The sequence below is a fragment of the Pseudomonas sp. MWU13-2105 genome, from assembly GCF_023242315.1.
GTDB lineage: Bacteria > Pseudomonadota > Gammaproteobacteria > Pseudomonadales > Pseudomonadaceae > Aquipseudomonas.
The window spans coordinates 13,848-34,144 of record NZ_JALLIY010000012.1 but is presented as its reverse complement, the minus strand read 5'-3'; the positions used below and the strand labels follow the sequence as shown (position 1 = coordinate 34,144).

Here is a 20,297-nt window from a genome sequence, read left to right as displayed (position 1 = left end):
GGCTTTCCACCAGGCCTGCTTCGGCAGGCCCTTGCATCTGTTTCTGTGCAATGAAGAAAGGGATCTTACTGTGGCGTCGGCAGGGTGATGTCGCCTGGGCCGAAATAGGCTTGCATTGATTTGAACAGGCCATCCTCGGTAAAGGTCATCACATCAATCACCTTGACCCGTGTTTCGCCTTGCGCTGTGTTGACCACGGCTTCAAAGGCCATGGCGGCCGCATTGCTGTATGACGCGCGTATGGGCGCCGAGAGGGTGAGCAGGGCGCCATTGCTCATTGCGTCGCGGTAGAACGCTTCAATCTGCACCTTGCCGGTCTTTACAGGTGTGCCGTAAGGGTCTTCGACCGTGGCACTGTCGCTGTAGAGCGCGACAACCGCCGCGAGATCGTTACGGTTAAACGCGTCTATGTAGGCCTGCATATGGTTTTTCATCTGAATTTCGCTGGGCATGGTGAGGCTCCTGGGTCAGGTGGTTTCTAGGGGGGTGAGGGAACAATGGGGCGAAATCGACATCGCAGAGAGACGTGCCATGCCTGCCAGTGCTCCCCATTATCCATGGTCGTTCGCCTGGGACTGCTTGCGAGGAATGGCCAAGGGGCTGAGGGTGGCGAGTGCCAACAGCGCCGCGGTGCAACCCAGGGCTATTGGGTAGGAGTGGTATTGGGCGATCAGGCCGATCAGCACGGGCCCGACGACCATGCCCAGGTCGGCCGACATCTGGTAGCTGGCGATCACGGTGCCGCCGCGGCCATTGGCAACATCTCCAGCGATGGCCGCAGCGGAGGTCGAGCAGAAAGCGGTGCCAAGTCCCATGATAGCCATCCCGGCGATATAGGCCGTTAGGGATTGTCCGCCCAGAATGGTCAAAAAACTACACAGCACCAGCGACAGACCCAGTATCAGTGTCGGCTTTCTACCCCAGGAATCAACCAACTGCCCGGATTTTGGCAGGAGCAACGTTTGCGCCAATGCACCGACCGTCAGGCCTATGCCAATCCATTTGGCCGGCTGCTGCAGTATCAGCAGCAGGAACAGTGGCAATACCGATACGCGTACACCGTAGACCGCGAAGCCGATGCTGAAATTGCTGGCCAACGCCGCGCGATAGGAGGGCAGGCGCAGGGCCTGGCCAAGACTGACCGTTGCTTTGTTGGGTGCTGTACCCGGCGAACGCTGATAGCGCAGGTGCCGCAGCAGGACCAGTGCAACGATGGCTGCCGCGCCAGTGGCCGCACCGTAAATGAAGAAGGGCAAGCGTACGGACATACCAACGAATAAGCTACCAATGGCCGGCCCGGTTACGGCGCCCACATAGTAGGCGCCCATGAACAGCCCCGCGGCTCTACCTCTGTGACTCGCGGCAGTGGTGCGCAGCATCAGGCTCATGGCGGAAATGCTGTAGAAGATCGAGCCGACACCGCACAGGCCACGGAACGCCAACAGTTCCGTGGCCGACGCCGCCAGCCCGGCACCGAAGCTGCTTAGCGCCAGCAAAATCAGGCCGCCACCGAGGACTCGGTATTCACCCAGACGGTTGACCAGGCGCCCCCCTGGCCAGGCCATCAGCAGGCGCGCAAAGGGGAACGAGGCGATGATCATACCGATCATGGCGCTGCCGACGCCCAGAGACTGGCCGAAGACGGGAATGGCCGGTGACTGGATGCCGAAGCCAACCGCCGAAACAAAGCTGATGACGCATAGGCAGCGCACTTCCAGGGAAATGCCGTTTAACCAGCCCGGGCTCGATGCACCGTCATTCACGTCCCGTTCAGCGCCCATGGAACGTCGGCGTGCGTTTTTCCATGAATGCGCTCGCGGCTTCTTTGTGGTCGTCACTGAGGAACGTCGCCGCCTCCAGGTGCAACCCCGTATCCATCAGCAACTGGCTGCGCTGGCGCAGGATATGGTTCAGCGTGCGCTTGGTGCCCTGCAAGGCCAGGGGGGGGAGGGCCGCAAGGCGCTGCACGAGGGCCAGGGCCTGATCCTGAAGTTGATCGGCAGGCACTGCGCGCAGTGCCAGTCCCAGGCGGGCCGCCTCGATACCATTGAGGCGTTCGCCGGTCATCAGATAATACTTGGCCGCGCGGAACGACATCGCCAAGGGCCAGGCGAGCGCGCCACCGTCGCCTGCCACCAGGCCGACGGGGACGTGGGTGTCGGCAATCTGAGCGTCCTCGGCAATGATCAGAACATCGCACATCAAGGCGAGGGTCGCTCCAAGCCCCATCGCGTAGCCCTGCACGGCGGCCACCAGCGGTTGGGGAACCTCGATGAAACGCTCGATCAGGCGCGCGGCACTCTGGGTCACCAGAGCCATGGACTCGTAGGGTGTGTGCTCCACCTGAGAGGTGTCCGCAAAGGCTTTGACATCCCCCCCTACACAGAAGGCGCGCCCCGCACCTGTAAGCAGCACCGCACGTACGCTGGGGTCGTGGCGCAGATCGTGAAGTATCGCTTCCAGACCTTCGTGCATGTCATCGCCGACCGCATTCAGGCGGTCGGGGCGGTTGAGGGTCAGTGTCAGTATGCCATCTTGCTGATGGGCAAGGATGCTGCGAAAACGTCCGTAATCGGCCATTGTGGGTTCCTTTTTTTGTTGTAGAGGGACCGGGTATCAGCGTCGTTTGAGTTTTTCCTGCATCGCCGCGCGAGCTTGCGCGCGCTCGGGAGCGAGCAACGCCAGGGTCTGTAGGGTGACTTCAGCTTCCAGTTGCTCGGCCAGGCTTTGCCGCGAGGCTTGTGCCAGCAGCTGCTTGGTCAGGCCAACGGCGCGACCCGGCTTGGCGGCGAGTTCGGTGGCCAGTTGCAGCGCCCGGGGGAGTAGCTGTGCAGGTTCAAGGATTTCGCTGATCAAACCCCAGGACAGTGCTTGATCGGCGTCCAACCGTTGATTGCCGCTTAACCAGGCAAAGGTCCTGGCATAGCCGAGCAGGCGGGTGATAAACCAGCTGCCTCCGGAGTCCGGCACCAAGCCGATGTCGACGAAGGCAGGGACGAACTTGGCGGTGTTGGAGGCCAGCCGCAGATCGGCGGCACAGGCCAGTGACAGTCCGGCGCCGGCCGCCGCGCCGTTGATCGCGGCGATTACCGGTTTTTCCAGCGCCGCCATCGCCAGGGTATGGGCATTGAAGGTGTGTCGCAGGGTGCTATGGCCGGCATCTTGCGGTGCGTGCTGGGCTTTCAGGTCGGCGCCCGCGCAAAAGCCCCGGCCGTTACCGGTGAGCACGACGGCACGAACCTCTACATCACTGGCCTCGTGCCAGGCATCGGACAGCTCGCGATGCAGCTCGGCGTTGAAGGCGTTCAGCGACTCAGGCCGATTGAGGGTAATCAGCAATACCGAGCCTTGGCGCTCGCGAAGGACGCTGCTCATAGGGCTGCCTGCGTGCCGAAGATGGCCGTGACCTGGCTGGAAAACTGGCCGCCGTTGCCGTGCGCCAGCGCCCGTTCAAGGTTCGATTGTTGGCGTGCCCCGGCCTCGCCACGCAGCTGACGCACGGCCTCAATGATGGCGAAGATTCCGTACATACCAGGGTGGCAATAGGACAAACCGCCACCGTTGGTGTTGGTTGGCAGCGCTCCGCCGGGGGCGATACGACCGGCGCCGACGAAGGCGCCGCCTTCACCCTTGGCACAGAACCCCAGGTCTTCGAGAAACATGATGGTGTTGATGGTGAAGGCGTCGTAGAGCTGTAAGACGTCGATATCGCTCGGAGTGACCTGGGCCATGGCATAGGCGCGGGCTGACGACTCGGTGGCGATTGTGGTGGTCAGGTCGGGCATCTGCGAAATGCTTCGATGAGAGTGGGCTTCACCGGCTCCGAGCAGGTAGATCGGTGGTTTGCGCAGATCCTTGGCCCGCTCGGCCCGGGTCAATACCACCGCACCGCCTCCGTCGGTGACCAGGCAGCAATCACGCACGCTCAAGGGGCTGCTGACCATTTTACTGTTCAACACATCCGCGATGCTCAGGGCTCCCTTGTCGTGGCAGAACGCGACGGGATTCAGCAGGGCCCAGGCCCGTGCGGCCACGGCCACCTCCGCCAGTTGTTCGCGGGTGGTACCAAACTGGTGCATATGCCGGGCGGTAGCCAGGGCATAGCCGGACACGGGGTGACGAGGGTTGTAGGGCGCCTCGTAGTTGGGCCGTTCGATCAAGCCACCTGGAGCCAGTTTGCGCTGCGCATCCGCGCGCGGGGTACTGCCGTAGACGATCAACGCGGTATCACATAGGCCGGCTTGCAGCGCGGTCGCGGCATGCAGCAGATAGGAGACGAACGAGCTGCCTCCGATATTGCCGCTGTCACTGTAGCGTGGGCGAATCCCCAGGTATTCGCCAAGGTCCAGGTTGGACATGAAGCGCCCCATCACGCAGCCGAACAGGCCGTCGGCATCCTGCATGCCCAGTCCGGCGTCAGCCAGGGCACGCACCGCGGCTTGCCCGGCGAGTTCGATGGCATAGCGTTCCGGGCCGACATCACCCAGGTCGGACTCCGCGATACCGACCACGGCGGCGGCACCACGTAACGGATGTGCTCTCATGCCATGCCCCCTTCAGCCAGCTCGAACACCACCCGTGGGCCAGCGCTTTGCTGATGTTCGACCCGAGCTTTGACCCGCGCACCAATGCTGGGGGCTGCACAATCGAGCACGGTACTCATCATGCGAAACCCTTCATCCAGATCGACCAGCACAATGTTGTAGTTGTGCTCCTTGTCGAACACCACGCTTGAGGAGTAGAGCGTGCCCAGCCCCTGACTGTCGCGCAGCGTGAGTGCCACCGAGCCGCAAGCAGGGCAGCACAGTCGCAGGTAAAACACCGCACTCTGGCAGTGATTGCAGTGCTGATAGACCAACGCGCCACGCGCCAGGCCCTCGAGGTAGCGCTGGTAAGGCGCTCGCTCATGGATATCGATCATGGTGTCAGCTCCGGTTGTCGTGGTAGGCGGCGACGGCCTTGGCGGTCAGCACGTCCTGGCGCTCGCCGTTGGCCGCTTCACGCTGCACCAGCAGCTCGCAGCTGACCTGGGTGCCGCCGGTTTGGCAGGGTTCTGTCGCAATCACCTTGCCGCTGAGGATCAAGGTATCGCCAGGCCAGACCTGAGAGACATAGCGCACCGAGTATTTGCGCAATGCGGCCAGGCCGAGCCAGGAGGTGGTGTAGGCGCAAAGGATGCCCGCCGTCAGCAGGCCATGACCGAACACACTGCGATAACCCGCGCGCTGGGCAAAGGTTTCATCGTGATGGATCGGATTGAAATCGCCGCTGGCCCCGGCATAACGCACGATATCGGTACGGGTGATGGGACCGACACGACGTTCAGGAGCGGTATCGCCGATCTGGTAAGGCGAGACACTGTGGTTGGTACGGTTCATGTCGGCAGTACCTCGGACACGTTCAATGCAGGAGCGGGTGGCATTTCGATGATGGTGCTGCGGGCGATCAGCGCCAGTTGCTCCTGGGCGTCGAAGAAGCTCATTTCCCGCACGATCAAGGTCATCAAGCCCTTCTTGCCTTGTTTGTGGCTGACGTCGGTGATCGCCGTACGCACGGTGAGTTCTTCACCGGCAACAATCGGGCGTAGGTACTCCCATTCATTGCCTCCGGCGAGGACGCGTTTGAGGTCGAGATTCAGTGGGTTGCTTGCTGAATCTGGCTGCCAGTGCGAAGCCACTGTGCTATACGTCGGCGGGATCGGTTGCGCGTCGAAACCCTGTTGCCGCGCCGCGTTGCTGTCGAAGTAGTAGCTGTCGGTGCAATACACCGCTCTGGCGAACTCGACGAGTTTGCCTTCCTCGACCTTGAAGCGAAACGGCGGGAACTGGTAGCCGAGCAGAGAGTGGTCAGTCATCACTGGTGCTCCATGGTGGATGATCTGCCGGCCAGTACCACCAGCGCGTCAGCAGCGAAGGCGAGGCCGTTGGCGACGCGGATGGGGTTGACGTCCACCTCTTCGACCTCATCCAGTTCGAGTGCCAGGTTGCCCACGCCGACCATGATCGTCGCGACCTGTTCCTGCTCATGCTCCGACAAACCACGCCGTCCCTGGATCAAACGCCCTTGCAGCAATTGACCGAGCGCCGCGCGCGCCATGTCGAGGTCGAACGGGGGCCGTAGCAGGGCAGTTTGCGCGAGCTGTTCGACCAGCACGCCGCCAAGACCAATCGCCACCATCGGACCGAACAGCGGATCACGTTGCAGGCCACAGGTCAGCTCCATGCGCGCTGGAACCATCTGTTGCACCAGCACGCCGTCGAGGGTGGCGTGTGGCGCGCGTTGACGCACCTCCGCCAGCATGGACAGGTAGGCTTCGCGAACCTCGGGTTCGCCTTGCAGGCCAAGGCGAATGGCGCCCACGTCGGACTTGTGTGGCAGTTGGTAAGACATGACCTTGAGCACGACCTTGCCGCCAATGCGCTCGGCGGCGGCCACCGCTTCATCGAGGTCATGCACCCATTCTTCGCGGGTCAGCGGGATTGCGTATTCGGCGAACAGGCGCTTGCCCTGGGCTTCCATCAATACATACTCGCCCGGGGGCAATTGCAGGTGCCGTCGAGCTCGCGCCGCGCGGGTCGGTTCGTACTGCCAGCCCGGCTCGTTCAGGGGCTTTCGCACGGAGTGTCGATAGAGCGCGGCCAGGGATTTTGCCACGCGTTGCGGGTCAGTGTAGGTTGGCACACCTGCCTGTTTCAGCGGCTCGACAAGATCGGTGGAAAGCACCGCCATTGGCTTGCTGGTGCGTTGGTAGTAGGTCGCGAGGTCTTTCGCCGCGCCTATGGCACGGGCCCAGGTGACGGTGGTGATCATGTCGACCGAGTCGCTGCTGGCCAGCACATTCAGCAAGGCGCCGATAGCTTCGGGGCGCGCCGCGGCAGTGGTGTCTATCGGGTTGGCCACGTTACCGAAGAATGGCCTGTGCAATACCAGGAGCATTTTATCCTGCTCGTCTTCGGGGAAGGTCGGTACGGCCAATCCGTTCATGCCTGCTTCATCGGCCAGCAACACACCGGCTCCACCCGAGGAGGTCATGATCGCCAGGCGGTTACCGCCGACGCGACGGCCATCCTGGAAAATCATACCCAGGTCGAGCATCTCCTCCATGCTGCCGGCGACGATGACGCCGTACTGCCGGCAAATGGCATCGAACACATCGGCGGCGCCGACCACCGAGGCGGTGTGGCTCATGGCAGCCTTGGCCGCCGCTTCCGAGCGACCGGCCTTGAGTACCACCATGGGTTTGTCGAGGGTATGGGCCCGGCGTGCTGCTTCGATGAAGATCTCCGGATCGCGCAGTGTTTCGCTGAAAGCCAGCAGCACACGCACCTCCGGCCGCTCGACCAGGTAGCGCAGGACCTGGGCGATGTTCACGTCGAGTTCGTTGCCGGTGCTGACGAACCAGCCAAGATGCAGGCCGGTGAGCAAGCCCTTGGTCGTCAGGTAGGAGCCGAAACCGCCGCTTTGCGACACCAGGGCTACGCCGCCGCCGGGAGGCAGGGGCTCGTCGGGAGTCAGGGCAAAGTTGGCCATCACCCCGCCGCCAATACTCAGGTAACCGATGCAATTGGGGCCAATCACCCGGATCCCCGCGGCCCTGGCCTTATCGGCAATACGTTGTTGCAGGGCAATGCCTTCGGCTCCGGCTTCGGCAAAGCCGGAGGAGAGCAACACGATACCTCCGACGCCCTTGGCCACGGCCTGCTCCATGACCCCTTCGACTGCGTGGCTGGCCACGGCGATGACCACCAGGTCGACAGTTTGCGGCATGTCTTGCAGGCAGTTGTAGGCCAGGTATCCCTGGACCTCGCTGTCCTTGGGATGGATCGGATACAGCGGGCCGCTGAAGGAGCGTTTGAGATTGGCGAAGACCAGCCCACCGATGCTGTTGAGATTGTTGGAGGCGCCGACCATGGCGATTGAGCGTGGAGACAGCAGGCGGTCCAGGTCAGGGGCGGCGGTATCGAGAGGCGTCATTGTTATTGTCCTTGTCTGTTCTGATCGCAACCGTTGCGCCTCAGCGCACCATCATCGAGCCGCCGTCTACCGACAGCACTTGCCCGGTGATATAGGAGGACTCTTCACTGGCCAGATAGAGGAATGCCGGGGCGATTTCCGCGGGTTCCGCTGAACGCCGTAGCGGATGCTGTTTGAGGGCGGCCTCGCGGGCATCGGCGAATTTCGCATCGGTCATGATGGCTTTGGTCATTTCCGTGGCCGCCGCCGGTGCGATGGCATTCACCAGAATGTTGTGCTTGCCCAGTTCACGGGCGGCGGTGCGCATCATTCCGAGCATCGCCGACTTGGCCGCCGCGTAGTTGATCTGGCCGATCGAACCGTTCTGGGCTGTGGAGGAACTGCTAAAGATGATGCGTCCCCAGCGCCGTTCGATCATGTCGTTGACCACCGCCTGCAGCCAGTAGAACGAGCCATGCAGATGCACGTCGATGACCTGGTTCCACTCGCTGTCAGTCATCTTGTGCAGCATTGCGGGACGGGTGATACCGGCGTTATTGACCAGAATGTCGATGGGGCCAAAGCTTGATTTGATCAGCGCTGCGGCCTTGTCGACTTCATCGCGTTGAGCGATGTCGCAGCGCACGAACAGGGCGCTGCCGCCTTCGGCGTTGATCTGCTCCGCGGCGTCCTCGCCCGCCGCGACATTGACGTCGACGATGGCGACCTTGGCGCCTTCCTTGGCGTAAAGGTTGGCAATACTGCGGCCAATACCCTGCGAAGCTCCGGTGACGACGGCGATACGATTGTTCAAGCGCATGGTATTGCTCCTTCAGGTTAGCGAGGCATATCGAGCATGCGTGCCAGGATGTTTTTCTGGATCTGCGACGAGCCGCCATACACGCTGACCGGGCGCGAGGTGAAGTACTCGCTTAACCAGCGCGGTGCGTTGCCGGTCAGGGCATCAGCACCCAGAACATCAAGTGCGACGTGCATCGTGTACTGGGCGGCCTTGGACCACAGCAGCTTGCCGACCGAGCCTTCCGGGCCCGGGTCGCGGCCTGCGAGACGCAAGGACAATTGCTGGGCGACGTTGAGGCTCAGGGCTTCGATGTCGACATGGGCGCGGGCCAGCTTGATGCGGATACTCATGTCGCTCAGCAGCCCACGCTCACCGGCGATCTGTTCAAGCTCGCGCAGTTGGCGGCGCAGCACTGAAATTGAGCCGGTGTCGGAAGCCCCACGTTCGTAGGACAGGGTGGTCATCGCGATACGCCAACCTGCGCCGGCCTCACCGATCTGTTGCGTCAGCGGGATATTGACGTCATCGAAAAAGACCTCGGCGGTTTCCGGGTCACCACTGTGCAGAACAATGGGTTTGACGGTGATACCGGGTACATTCAACGGCGTCAGCAAACAGGAAATACCCTTGTGCTTGGCGGCACTGGGGTCGGTGCGAGCCAGCAACAGACACCAGTCGGCTTGCAAGGCGCCGCTGGTCCACATCTTCTGGCCATTGACCAGGTAATGGTCGTCATGCAGTTCGGCGCGGGTGCGCAGCGAGGCCAGGTCGGAGCCGGCCCCCGGTTCGCTGAACCCTTGGCACCATTGCACTTCGCCGCTGAGCAGAGTGGGCAGGAAACGCAATTTCTGCTCTTCGGTTCCATAGGTAAAAATCGCCCGGCCCAGGTAGTTCACCATGCCTGGAAGACGCGGGGCATCGGCACGCCCGGCCTCGTCGTTGAGAATGGCGTCGAAACTGGGCGACAAGCCCTGACCGCCATATTCCCTGGGCCAGTTCAGGCCGATGTAGCCGTTGGCATAGAGCGCCTTATGCCAGTCCCTGGCCAAAGCGCGGGTACCTTCGGGGGAGGTGATATCGCGCCAGTTAGCAGGCGTGTTGTGCTTGAACCACTCGCGCAACTCCAAGCGGAACGTGGCTTCTTCCGGCGTATCTCGGTAATCCATTCAGTGCGCTCCCAGACGGACATTGGCGATCTGCTGCAATTGATGGTGCTCATCGCCAAACAACCGGGCGTTGAGCATGGCGCGACGGGTGTAAACGTGGGCGATGTGTTCCCAGGTTTGGCCGATGCCGCCATAGACCTGCATAACGGTTTCGCTCACGGGCAGGGCTGCGGCTGCGGCATAGGCCTTGGCGGTGCGTGCGGCGAGTAGTGCTTCGTCGGCATCCAACTGATCCACAGCCCAGGCCGCATAGCAGTTGATGCTCTGGGCGGCCTGCTCCTGCACAAACATCTCGGCGCAAAGGTGCTGAATTGCCTGGAAGCTGCCGATCAGCACGCCGTACTGCACACGCTCCTTGCTGTACGCCACGGCCCCGGCCTGAGCCCCGGCCAGCACCCCGACGATGTCGGCAGACACGGTGATCAGCGCGAGTGCGAGCCAACGTTTCAGTTGTTCTGCGTTCAGCGGTTTGCCGATAGGCTGTGCCGCAAGCGTGGTCGAACGCCAGTGCAGCAGACCGCGGGTCAGGTCGGCGACGTCCTGGCCCGGCTCGAAGCCTTGCGCCAGGCTGACGCGCACCACCTGGCCAGCGCTCAGGCCGAGAGCGTACTGCGCACCCTCGGTATCCCAAGCGATGCTTCCGGCCTCATTGGGGGCGGCGAGACGTTCGAGAGAGCGGTCAAGCAACAGGCCGTAACGCGTGACACCTGTGGCCAGTTCCTCGATCAGAGCTTCAGGTGCGTCCGCCAGAGCGAGCAGTTCACTGGCCAACACCGCTGCGATAAAAGGTTGCGGGGCGAGGGTAGTACCCAGAGCCTGCGCGGCAATCATCACTTCCACACCCGACGCCAGCGGCACACCGTTGTCACGTGCGCGCAGGCCGAGCATTCCCACATCGGTGAGCATTTTCCAGCCAATTGCCGGCTCTCGGGTCTCGAGGTCGTGTGGATTGGCGATCCCTATCGATTGCGCCAAGCGCTTGGCCGTACTTTCGAACATCATTTGTTCTTCGTTGAATAACGCGAGCACGGGGCGGCCCTCCAAAGGTTCTTTTTTATGGGCTACGGGAGCCACTGGCGGCTGATTTAGCGCCGCGTTGCAGCCCATTTTGCTGGCTGCAATACCGGCTGGCATCCCGCATTCGGACTACAGGCGCGGTCTTCAGAGCGAGGTTTGTGTGGCGGTTTCGGCTGCTTTCGAAGGGCGGCTGTTCTGGGCAATATGATTGGCTGCGCGGTAGCCGAAGGTCAGGGCTGGCCCCAGTGTTCCGCCAGCGCCAGGGTAGGAGTGGGCGGTCACTGCCCCGGATGCGTTGCCAATGGCATACAGACCGGGGATAGGCTGACCTTGGGTATTCAGTACATTGGCGTTGCGATCGACTTTCAGTCCGCCTTTGGTACCCAGATCCCCCAGGTCGACGCGAATGGCGTAGTAGGGCGCGCGCTCCAGCGCGCCGAGGCTGGAGTTGGGTTGATGGCGGGGATCACAGTAGAAACGATCAAAGCTGTACTGACCGCGATTGAAATCCAGGTCGACGCCGGTTTGGGCGTAACCATTGAAAACCTGTACGGTCTCGCTGAGTGTCTGCGGATCAAGACCAATTTTAAGCGCCAGTTCTTTGATCGAACCCGCGCGATACAGCACGCTGTCCCACCATTCCGGTGGCAGGCTCGAATCCGGCATGATCGAGCCGGGCATGATTCGCCCGAGGATGTTCTTCTTGCGGTAGTTGGCATCGAAGATGAACCAGCAAGGGGAGTTGGCGCCGCAGAGAGCATCGTCTTTGAGCATCTCATGTCCGAAGTCGTTATAGGACATGGCCTCATTGGCGAAGCGTTTTCCGAGTCGATTGACGCATAGGCTGTGGGCGTAGCTGCGTTCGATGAAGAGGGCGCTGCGCATATTGACATTCGGGGTATCGGCGGCTGGAATCCGGACGGTGGGCGCCCACCAGGCTTCATCCAAAAACTCGGTATCTGCGCCAATGCTTTCGCCTGCGAGCAGGGCATCTCCTGTGTTGTTGTGCATCGGAGTGACACTCCACTGCACCTGTGTGCGCCCCTTCAGCAGTTCGGAACGCAGTGTCTGGTTCTGCTCGAAGCCACCGGAGCCGACGATCACCGCATGGCTTGCGTAGATAGAAAACTCATTGCAGTTTTGAGTGACCACTGCACCGACTACCGCACCATCTTCGACGATGAAACGTTCCAGGCGGGTATTGAGCAGGAGGCTCACTTTGCGTTTTTTAAGCCCGATGCGCAGGCCTGCTATCAAGGCGTTGCCCATGGTCACACGGCGGTCGCGACGGGTCTTGAGACGCCAGGAAATGTTCGACCAGTAGTTCCATATCAGCGAAAAAATCTTGCGTTTCCAACCCTTGGCGCGTGCTCCCAGCAGTTGTCCGTCGTAATAGTCCAGGGCGATACGACCAAACAGTTTGGCACCCATATCGGCTTCACGCAGGGCGAAAAAATCCTCGCCTAGTACACCGGCATCTACCGACTCGACGAACATGGTACGCCCTGTGTCGAGAGCTCCTGGCAAATTCTGGCAGTAGTCGGAGTAACCTGGGACGGCGTTGTACTTCACACCCACCTGCTCACGCAGGTAGGTGACCATCTCCGGAGCGGAGTCGAGATAGGCAAATAATTTTTCTTCCGGGACCCGGTTTTCGGTGCAGGCCTTGAAGTAGGTCAGCGCTTGGTCGTAGGTGTCCTGGTGGCGGATATCCGGGTTGTTGGGGATCCAGATACCGCCCCCGGACAGGGCTGACGTGCCGCCATAGCGATCACTTTTTTCGATAACGATGACCTGCAGGCCACAGTCGTGGGCGCGGTTGGCGGCCAGCAGTGCTCCTGCCCCAGAGCCGACGACCAGTACAGCGCATTGCTTGTTCTCGATGAACGCGTTCATTGCAGACAGTCTCCGTAAGGCAGCACCTCAGGTTGAAGAGGTGCTTTTTCTTGTTTTTTGCACGGCGAAAAGCTGGGTCAGCTCGGCGCTCTCGGGCTCGCTTTGCACATAAGTTCAACGCGAATGGGGCGCTTGAGCATCGCCCGAATGGACTAGGTGGCTGCTCAGCGGAGTAGGTCGGGGAGTGTTTTTTCGGTGGGTCGCTGCGGACTAATCCAAACGGGCGATGTTGGCCCGGTGCTTTGTGCTGACACTGATTGCGACGTCAAGGAACAGGGGCTGGCCGGCCCCAACCTGTCACCAGGACAAGCTGAACAACAACAACACCAGACTTGGACTTGCGGAGCACACCATGTACAAGAAGAAAGGCACGACGGTCTATCGCTGTCGGGGGGCGTTAGCGCCACTGCTGATGGTTGGCGCAATCATCAGCCCCTTGGCTCACGCCCTGTCTATTGATACGGGCAATCCCGATTTACAAATCAACTGGACCACGGATTTTCGTCTGGGCATGGGGTGGCGCACCGAAGGTATTGCGAAGAGCATCGGTGGTGATCCCACCAACCATCAGTCCGATTACTCTGTCAAGCAAGGTGAGATGTGGAAGCGCCGCCTCGATGTGCTGACAGAAATGGACGTCATCTACAAAGACGATTACGGCGCAAGGGTCAGTGCCACGGGATGGTATGACAACGCCTACGATGATCATGACCTGAAAAGTAACCCATCATTACAGGGTATCTCCGCCTACTCCGACGACAAGCTGTCGCGGTCGGCGCAGCGCTACTACAACGGGCCGTCCGGTGAGATTCTCGATGCGTTTGTGTTCGGCACGTTCAGCCTGGGTGACACCCCTGTCTCGCTCAAGGCCGGGCGGCACTCGATTGTCTGGGGTGTTGCTCAGGTTGATTCCAGCGATGCCATTTCCTGGAGCCAGCAGCCGATGAACCTGCAGAAGGGGGCGGAGATCCCGGGAGCATCACCGAAGGAACTGGCGATGCCTTTGACGCAGCTCTCCTTCCAGAGCCAGCTCAATGACACGGTTTCTGTGGCCGGTTACTACCACCTAGAGTGGAAGCCCAACCGGCAAAGCGAAGGTGGAACGTTCCTGGGGGGGCCTGACTTTCTCTATAGCGGAGATGGGCGGATCTACGCCGGCTCTGCTCCTGGGCTGGGAAATTTCTACATCAATCAGGGCGACGTGATAGAGCCGCGTAACAAGCAGAGTGGCAACTATGGCCTGCAGATGACCCTGACGCCGGCTTGGTATGGCGGCACCATTGGTTTGGTTTACCGGCGCATGGACGAGATGCAGCCTTGGGCGGCGAATTTCGAGGTCGATCCAAGTGATCCGATTACCGGTCTGCGTTTCCATCAGGTTTATAACCGTGGTGTCGATCTCTTTGGTCTTTTCACCAACTTCAACTGGAAGGACGTCAGTTGGGGGGCTGAGATTTCTTATCGGCGTGGCACGGCTCTGGATAGCAACGGTGGCCCGAACCTTGGCGGTAGTCTTGACGGTGCGACCGGTAACACGTGGCACGCGATCTTTAACGCCCAGGCTTCATTGCCGCGCTCGTCGCTCTACGACACTGGCGTCGTGGTGGCAGAACTCGGCTACACCTATCTGGACAAGGTCACCCATAACCAGAGCGCGTTCAACAAGTGCCAGGACGCAACGGATGGTCCTGGTTGTGGGACACGCGATGCCAGTAACTTCTCGTTGATTCTCATGCCGTCCTGGTTGCAAGTGTTTCCAGGTGTCGACCTGACGGGCAACCTGACCCTGGCCGGTTATGGTTTGCAAGGTAACTCTCCAGTACCGGTTGGCTCTGCCGCGCGCTCCGGAGCCTGGGCGACGGGTGTCACGGCAGATATCAACATGAAGTACAAAGTAGGGGTCCTTTACTCCGATGCCTTTGATGTCGAACAGCGCGTGGGTGCGATGGGCAGTACGGACCGCGGACGGGTAACCCTGACTTTCCAAACCAGCTTGTGAGAGCGCGTGCAGGTCTTGCACGGCGCTGGTTTGTAGAGGGCGAACGTGCTTGGGCGCTGCGCACCAAGAGGATATAGAAAATGAATGCTAATCAGTGGGCAATTGCGTTAACCCTGGCCTTGTCGATATCGGCGCCTGTTCTGGCGTCTACCGCCGAGGAAGCGGCTCAGTTGGGTGGCAACAAGTTGACCGAGTTCGGCGCGGAGAAAGCGGGCAATGCAGATGGCAGCATTCCGGCTTGGAAACCGGACTGGAAAGGTCCGACGATGCCGGAAAATGGTGGGATTTACCCGGACCCTTTCCCCGATGAAAAGCCGCTGCTGACAATTACCGCGGCCAACCTTGAGCAATACGCCGACAAGGTCAGTGAGGGCACCAAAGTGCTATTGAAGCGCTGGCCTGACTACAAGGTTGAAGTCTACAAGAGCCATCGCGTGGTGGATTTTCCGCAGTGGTTGAAGGTTGCCACCGTCAAGAATGCAACACGCGCCAAGAGCACGTTCAACGGTGAGGACCTTGAAGGTGCAATGGGGGGCTACCCGTTCCCATTGCCGACGACCGGTGCTGAAGTGATTTGGAATCACAACCTGCGTTATTACGGCCCTCCCTACCGCTCGCGTTTTTCCGGGTTCATGATTGATTCTGCGGGTAACCGTATTACCACTCATGAACTTGATAACTATACCGACTCGCCCTATTCCGATAACCCCGAGCAAGAGCAGCAGTACTACCAACGTCGTTTGAGTACCTATGTGGGGCCACCACGAAACGTGGGCGACAAGGCGCTGACATTTATGGTGATGCACGCCAAGCAGGACGGCAACAGCAAGACGTGGGTCTATACCCAGGGGCAACGGCGTGTTCGTCAAGCCCCCGAGTTCGGCTATGACAGCCCATTGTCAATTGCAGGCGGTGCCTATTTCAACGATGAATTGGGGATGTGGGAAGGGCAGTTGGATCGCTTTGACTTCAAGTTGGTCGGCAAGAAAGAAATTTATGTGCCCTATAACAACTACAAGTTTCTGATGCACACATCGGCGGATAACGCGTTTGGCAAACAGTTCGCCAATCCGGACGTGATGCGTTGGGAGCTGCATCGGGTTTGGCAAGTAGAAGCGACCCTGAAGCCAGGCATGCGCCACGCCCAGAGCAAGAAGGTCTTTTATGTGGACGAGGACAGTTGGTCGATTGTGTTGTACGAAGGTTACGACCAGGCGGGCAAGATTATGCGTTCGGCCCAGGGCTTGGTGACCTACGACTGGAATACTAAATCGGTACCCAATACACCGATCATTATTTATGACCTGGTCAAAGGCCAATACTGCTCGTCCATGCACCTGACCGGTGGCATCGGTTACCTGAGGGTTGCGCGTTGGGCCAACGGCAAGCTGACACCGGACTCTATGGCCGGTACGGGTATCCGTTGACATCAACTGCCCATCTTGAACTGAATCGGCGCGGGGCTTGCCCCTGGCTTTAGTCCCCGTAGCCGTCTTTCTGAGCGATCTAGTCCAGATGGGGGATGTTGGCAAATGGCTAACTGCCGAGACTGACTCTGCATCCTTGAAGCGCGGCTTTGCTCAAGGTTGCGGTGCCCGTGTAGCCAGCAGAATAAGAACAACAGCTGCCTGTTCGCAGGCACGCTTTCTGGAGTCTTGCCTGAGCGTGACGCAAGGCTTCAAAGGAGTCCTCATGCTTGGTTTTATCTCGAATACGCTCCGAACCCTGATGCTTGGGGTGATTTTATTGTCCCATGCCGCTGCTCAGGCCAATACCTTCGTCGACCCTCTCGATCAACCTGCGACTGCCTTGAACCGGGCGGATCAGCAGCCGCTACGCGATATCGCCAAAGCGGGTAAACGCTTGGTGGCGGCGGGCAGTAACGGGTTGATTATTTTTTCCGATGACCAGGGGCAAAGTTGGAAACAGGCTCAAGTGCCGGTCAGCGTCGATCTGAACGCGGTGTTTTTCTTGGATGATACCCAAGGTTGGGCTGTCGGCCATGGCGCCGTGATCCTGTACAGCTCGGATGCCGGTACAACGTGGACCAAGCAGCTCGATGGTCGGGTGCTGGAGCCCCTGTTTATTGATTACTTCAGCCACCACTCTGGATTGAACGAGGAGCGTGCGCAAAGTTACCTGTCTGCCATTCTCGCCATGACCCGGCCAGGCCCCGGGCAGTTTTTCATGGGGGTTTGGTTTGACAAGGCCGGTAATGGCTTTGTGGTCGGCCCCTTCGGCTTGCTGCTGGGGAGCCGCGATGGTGGCCAGAGCTGGCAACCCTGGAATACTCAGATCGATAACAACGATTTGCTGCACCTGACGGCTATCCGCGAGGTTGGCGGGACGCTGCTGATCACCGGAGAGCGCGGCCGTGTCTGGCGCTTCGATAATGGGACGAAGCGTTTCGAATCCAGTGAAACCGGTTATCAGGGGACGCTGTTCGGGATTACCGGTACTCCTGGTGGCTTGCTGGCTTTTGGGCTGCGCGGTCATGTGTTCCGCAGTGCGGATGCAGGGCGTAACTGGATCGAGGAGAGGAGTGTGTTCAGCGCCGGTATTACCGCGGGTACCGCTCTGGATGACCAGCGACTGGTGCTTGTCAGCCAGTCGGCCCAGGCCGGTCTTAGCCGTGATGGTGGCCTGTCTTTCAACTTGCTGGATGTAAAACAGCCCTCCCTGTTTACCGGCGTGGCGGGGCTGACGGGGGAGCGCATCGCGCTGGTCGGACTGAACGGTGTAACGATCATGGCTGCCAAGTAGAGCCCCAGGCTGAACTTGCAAGTGGCGAACCACAGAGCTTGGGATAGAGGAACAATAAGATGGCCAACTCCTTGGAAAATAATGAAACGCCTGTGCTCAAAGATCCACGGCAATTCGATACCCGTTCAGGGAGTTTTATCGAACGCTTGATTTTCAATCATCGGCTGTTCTTCGTGGTGCTGTGTTCGGTGTTGACCTTGGTACTGGGAGCCAAGGCGACCCAGTTACAGGTCAACGCCAGCTTTGAGCGAATGATGCCGAGTTCGCACGAATTCATTCGTAATTATCTAAGCAATAAATCCGATCTGGCAGCGCTGGGCAATTCGGTCCGGGTCATGGTGGAGAACCCCAACGGTTCCATCTACGACCGCGCTTATCTGCAAACCCTTCAGGAAATCAATGATCGGATCAACCTGGCACCGGGTGTCGATCGGGCCTGGATGCGATCGCTGTGGATGCCCGGCGTGCGCTGGAGCGAAATCAGTGAAGTCGGCATGGATGGCGGCCCGGTGATGCCTAATGGCTATGATGGCTCACCCGCCAAGATGCAGGAGCTGCAGCAGAACGTCTTGCGCGGCAATCTGGTGGGGGACCTCGTCTCTTCGGACATGCGTTCTTCGGTGATTCTGGTCCCGCTGCTGGACAAGGACCCGGTCACGGGGGCGGCCTTGGATTATCGTCAGTTCGCCGACTTTCTGGAAAAGGACGTTCGCGCTCGTTACGAAGTGCCTGGACCTGACGGCAAACCGCAAGTGCGCATTCACATTATCGGCTTCGCCAAGTTGATCGGCGACTTGATTGCCGGTCTGACCCAGGTCATGGGGTTCTTTGGTATTGCAGCGGTCATCGCCGCCGTCATTATCTTCGGTTACACGCGCTGCCTGCGCAGTACCGTGCTGCTGGTGGTGGCGTCGTTGAGCAGTGTGATCTGGTTGCTGGGCATCATGCAGTTGCTGGGCTATGACATCGATCCCTATTCGATCCTGGTGCCGTTCCTGATTTTCGCCATCGGCATGTCCCACGGTGCGCAAAAGATGAACGGCATCATGCAGGACATCGGACGCGGTACGCACAAGTATGTGGCCGCTCGCTATACCTTCCGCCGGCTGTTCATCGCCGGGCTTTCGGCATTGCTGGCCAACGTTTTTGGCTTTGCGATTTTGATGGTGATCGATATCCCGGTGATTCGCGACCTGGCCACCACCACCAGCATCGGTGTGTGCGTGCTGATCTTCACGCAACTGATCATGGTGCCGGTCATGCTCTCGTACCTAGGCGTCAGTCAATCGGCGGCGCGGCGCAGCGTGCGCAATGAGGAGCGGTTGGCTGCCGCGACCAAGAGTAACTCGTTTTATGCTGCGGTCGGCGCGTGGCTGCTCAAATGCACCACACCCAGGTATGCGCGAGTGCTGGTAGTACTGGCCCTGGTGGTGGGGGCTTTGGCGTTGGTGGTTCGCGGTGGACTGCAGATTGGCGATCTGGATGCCGGTGCGCCGGAGTTGCGCTCCGACTCGCGTTACAACCGGGACGTGGCGTTTTTCAATCAGAGCTTCGGACGTTCCACCGACCAGTTTGCGGTGATCGTCAAGACCAAGCCTGGCGGCTGCTCGAGCTTCGAGACCTTGACCGAGATTGACCGCCTGACCTTGCTGCTTCAGGGGGTTCCCGGGGTGCAGTCGGTCGCTAGCCTGTCCAGTGGCGTGCGCTTTATAAACTCCAGCTACGGTGAGGCCAACCCGAAGTGGATGAGTATTCCGCGACAGGATGAGGTGGCCGCCCAAGCTGCTCAATATGCTGCCCTGCAGTCTCCCGAATTGAGCAATGTCAGTTGTTCGGTCTCGCCGGTCATTGCTTATCTGGCGGACCACCGCGCGGGAACGTTACAAGGAGTGGTGAATGCCGTGCAGGCCTTTGCCGCACGACATGACAACGAGGACCGCCAGTTCCTGCTGGCCGCTGGGCCCGCCGGTATCGAAGCAGCTACTAATCTGGTGGTGGCCGACGCCAGCGTGAAGGTGCTGCTGCTGCTGTATACCTCGGTGGTGGTGTTGTGCCTGATCTCTTTCCGTAGCTGGAGGGCTGTATTGGTGGCCCTGATTCCACTGGTGATTACCTCACTGCTTTGCGAAGCGCTGATGGTAGTCATGGGCATGGGGGTCAAAGTGGCGACCCTGCCGGTGATAGCGCTGGGTGTAGGCGCGGGGGTCGACTATGCGCTCTACCTGCTCAGCGTACAGCTGACACTGCAACGGCGTGGCGCGAGCCTGGCAGAGGCCTACGGTGGAGCGCTGATGTTCACTGGTAAGGTGGTTGCGCTGGTCGGCTTGACGCTGGCCACTGGCGTACTGACCTGGGTGTTTTCACCGATCAAGTTCCAGGCTGATATGGGCATCCTGCTGACCTTCATGTTCCTCTGGAACATGCTCGGGGCCCTGGTGCTGATTCCGGCGCTGTCACACTTTCTGCTCCGTGGGGAAACCCGGCAGCCTGCGATAGGGGGGGAACCGCCCATTGACGCCCAAGAAGACAGATCGCCCGATCATACGCCGACACCCACCGTTCGAGGCGCCGATGCGCCGGCTGTCGTCGGCGGAAACTGATACGGATCGACGAACTAGAGGGGTTTGCTGCGTGCTGCATCGCCGCTAGCCGTTGTGACTGCTCTGATGACGACTCAATTCAAATAACAAGGACTCTGATC

At 60.1% G+C, this 20,297-nt stretch carries 17 protein-coding genes; 4 read left to right on the top strand and 13 right to left on the bottom strand.

The genetic code is table 11. The annotated features are described in order from the left end of the window. Positions 1–65: 65 nt before the first annotated feature. From M5B96_RS18345 to M5B96_RS18285, 13 genes are all read right to left on the bottom strand, one after another. The gene (locus M5B96_RS18345) at positions 66–452 is read right to left on the bottom strand and encodes a nuclear transport factor 2 family protein (RefSeq protein WP_248798143.1); all 387 of its coding nucleotides are present in this window, start codon (positions 450–452) and stop codon (positions 66–68) included. 99 nt (positions 453–551) lie between these two features. Next, positions 552–1,781 (bottom strand): MFS transporter, encoded by a 1,230-nt coding sequence (locus tag M5B96_RS18340; protein ID WP_248798142.1) that lies wholly within the window; start codon positions 1,779–1,781, stop codon positions 552–554. Beyond that, complete coding sequence (locus M5B96_RS18335) at positions 1,771–2,580, bottom strand: enoyl-CoA hydratase/isomerase family protein (protein WP_248798141.1); 810 nt, start codon at positions 2,578–2,580, stop codon at positions 1,771–1,773. The genes M5B96_RS18340 and M5B96_RS18335 overlap by 11 nt, the downstream gene beginning before the upstream one ends. Positions 2,581–2,616: 36 nt before the next feature. Beyond that, entirely contained in the window at positions 2,617–3,375 is a 759-nt protein-coding gene (locus M5B96_RS18330) for an enoyl-CoA hydratase/isomerase family protein (RefSeq protein WP_248798140.1), read from the bottom strand. Continuing rightward, a complete protein-coding gene (locus M5B96_RS18325; RefSeq protein ID WP_248798139.1) occupies positions 3,372–4,544 on the bottom strand; it encodes an acetyl-CoA acetyltransferase in 1,173 nt (390 codons plus the stop codon). The genes M5B96_RS18330 and M5B96_RS18325 overlap by 4 nt, the downstream gene beginning before the upstream one ends. After that, positions 4,541–4,921 (bottom strand): Zn-ribbon domain-containing OB-fold protein, encoded by a 381-nt coding sequence (locus M5B96_RS18320; protein ID WP_248798138.1) that lies wholly within the window; start codon positions 4,919–4,921, stop codon positions 4,541–4,543. Before M5B96_RS18320 ends, M5B96_RS18325 begins: the two co-directional genes overlap by 4 nt. 4 nt (positions 4,922–4,925) lie before the next feature. Beyond that, positions 4,926–5,378, bottom strand: coding sequence for a MaoC/PaaZ C-terminal domain-containing protein (locus M5B96_RS18315; protein WP_248798137.1), 453 nt, complete (start codon positions 5,376–5,378; stop codon positions 4,926–4,928). Next, positions 5,375–5,854 carry a MaoC family dehydratase N-terminal domain-containing protein gene (locus M5B96_RS18310; protein WP_248798136.1) on the bottom strand — a complete coding sequence of 160 codons (480 nt, stop codon included), beginning with the start codon at positions 5,852–5,854 and terminating at the stop codon, positions 5,375–5,377. The genes M5B96_RS18315 and M5B96_RS18310 overlap by 4 nt, the downstream gene beginning before the upstream one ends. Beyond that, a complete protein-coding gene (locus M5B96_RS18305; RefSeq protein WP_248798135.1) occupies positions 5,854–7,974 on the bottom strand; it encodes an acetate--CoA ligase family protein in 2,121 nt (706 codons plus the stop codon). The genes M5B96_RS18310 and M5B96_RS18305 overlap by 1 nt, the downstream gene beginning before the upstream one ends. A gap of 40 nt (positions 7,975–8,014) precedes the next feature. Beyond that, the gene (locus tag M5B96_RS18300; protein ID WP_248798134.1) at positions 8,015–8,773 is read right to left on the bottom strand and encodes an SDR family NAD(P)-dependent oxidoreductase; all 759 of its coding nucleotides are present in this window, start codon (positions 8,771–8,773) and stop codon (positions 8,015–8,017) included. A 17-nt stretch (positions 8,774–8,790) separates the two neighbouring features. Further along, positions 8,791–9,921: an acyl-CoA dehydrogenase family protein gene (locus tag M5B96_RS18295; protein WP_248798133.1), complete on the bottom strand. Its 1,131-nt coding sequence runs from the start codon at positions 9,919–9,921 to the stop codon at positions 8,791–8,793. Beyond that, the gene (locus tag M5B96_RS18290; RefSeq protein ID WP_248798132.1) at positions 9,922–11,055 is read right to left on the bottom strand and encodes an acyl-CoA dehydrogenase family protein; all 1,134 of its coding nucleotides are present in this window, start codon (positions 11,053–11,055) and stop codon (positions 9,922–9,924) included. A gap of 27 nt (positions 11,056–11,082) precedes the next feature. Then, the gene (locus M5B96_RS18285; RefSeq protein ID WP_248798131.1) at positions 11,083–12,834 is read right to left on the bottom strand and encodes an FAD-binding protein; all 1,752 of its coding nucleotides are present in this window, start codon (positions 12,832–12,834) and stop codon (positions 11,083–11,085) included. Between the two features lie 352 nt (positions 12,835–13,186). On the opposite strand from M5B96_RS18285, the gene M5B96_RS18280 reads away from it, so the two are divergent. From M5B96_RS18280 to M5B96_RS18265, 4 genes are all read left to right on the top strand, one after another. Then, on the top strand, positions 13,187–14,833 hold the full coding sequence (locus M5B96_RS18280) for a DUF1302 domain-containing protein (RefSeq protein ID WP_248798130.1): 1,647 nt from the start codon (positions 13,187–13,189) through the stop codon (positions 14,831–14,833). Between the two features lie 80 nt (positions 14,834–14,913). Next, positions 14,914–16,260: a DUF1329 domain-containing protein gene (locus tag M5B96_RS18275; protein WP_248798129.1), complete on the top strand. Its 1,347-nt coding sequence runs from the start codon at positions 14,914–14,916 to the stop codon at positions 16,258–16,260. 265 nt (positions 16,261–16,525) lie between these two features. Then, a complete protein-coding gene (locus M5B96_RS18270; protein ID WP_248798128.1) occupies positions 16,526–17,596 on the top strand; it encodes a WD40/YVTN/BNR-like repeat-containing protein in 1,071 nt (356 codons plus the stop codon). A 59-nt stretch (positions 17,597–17,655) separates the two neighbouring features. Then, a complete protein-coding gene (locus M5B96_RS18265) occupies positions 17,656–20,196 on the top strand; it encodes an efflux RND transporter permease subunit (RefSeq protein ID WP_248798127.1) in 2,541 nt (846 codons plus the stop codon). The last annotated feature ends 101 nt before the right edge of the window (positions 20,197–20,297 follow it).

Bases quoted from the DNA above. Each gene is read 5' to 3' on its own strand.
- M5B96_RS18345 (WP_248798143.1), bottom strand. From the start codon at position 452: ATGCCCAGCGAAATTCAGATGAAAAACCATATGCAGGCCTACATAGAC.
- M5B96_RS18340 (WP_248798142.1), bottom strand. From the start codon at position 1,781: ATGGGCGCTGAACGGGACGTGAATGACGGTGCATCGAGCCCGGGCTGG.
- M5B96_RS18335 (WP_248798141.1), bottom strand. From the start codon at position 2,580: ATGGCCGATTACGGACGTTTTCGCAGCATCCTTGCCCATCAGCAAGAT.
- M5B96_RS18330 (WP_248798140.1), bottom strand. From the start codon at position 3,375: ATGAGCAGCGTCCTTCGCGAGCGCCAAGGCTCGGTATTGCTGATTACC.
- M5B96_RS18325 (WP_248798139.1), bottom strand. From the start codon at position 4,544: ATGAGAGCACATCCGTTACGTGGTGCCGCCGCCGTGGTCGGTATCGCG.
- M5B96_RS18320 (WP_248798138.1), bottom strand. From the start codon at position 4,921: ATGATCGATATCCATGAGCGAGCGCCTTACCAGCGCTACCTCGAGGGC.
- M5B96_RS18315 (WP_248798137.1), bottom strand. From the start codon at position 5,378: ATGAACCGTACCAACCACAGTGTCTCGCCTTACCAGATCGGCGATACC.
- M5B96_RS18310 (WP_248798136.1), bottom strand. From the start codon at position 5,854: ATGACTGACCACTCTCTGCTCGGCTACCAGTTCCCGCCGTTTCGCTTC.
- M5B96_RS18305 (WP_248798135.1), bottom strand. From the start codon at position 7,974: ATGACGCCTCTCGATACCGCCGCCCCTGACCTGGACCGCCTGCTGTCT.
- M5B96_RS18300 (WP_248798134.1), bottom strand. From the start codon at position 8,773: ATGCGCTTGAACAATCGTATCGCCGTCGTCACCGGAGCTTCGCAGGGT.
- M5B96_RS18295 (WP_248798133.1), bottom strand. From the start codon at position 9,921: ATGGATTACCGAGATACGCCGGAAGAAGCCACGTTCCGCTTGGAGTTG.
- M5B96_RS18290 (WP_248798132.1), bottom strand. From the start codon at position 11,055: ATGCCAGCCGGTATTGCAGCCAGCAAAATGGGCTGCAACGCGGCGCTA.
- M5B96_RS18285 (WP_248798131.1), bottom strand. From the start codon at position 12,834: ATGAACGCGTTCATCGAGAACAAGCAATGCGCTGTACTGGTCGTCGGC.
- M5B96_RS18280 (WP_248798130.1), top strand. From the start codon at position 13,187: ATGTACAAGAAGAAAGGCACGACGGTCTATCGCTGTCGGGGGGCGTTA.
- M5B96_RS18275 (WP_248798129.1), top strand. From the start codon at position 14,914: ATGAATGCTAATCAGTGGGCAATTGCGTTAACCCTGGCCTTGTCGATA.
- M5B96_RS18270 (WP_248798128.1), top strand. From the start codon at position 16,526: ATGCTTGGTTTTATCTCGAATACGCTCCGAACCCTGATGCTTGGGGTG.
- M5B96_RS18265 (WP_248798127.1), top strand. From the start codon at position 17,656: ATGGCCAACTCCTTGGAAAATAATGAAACGCCTGTGCTCAAAGATCCA.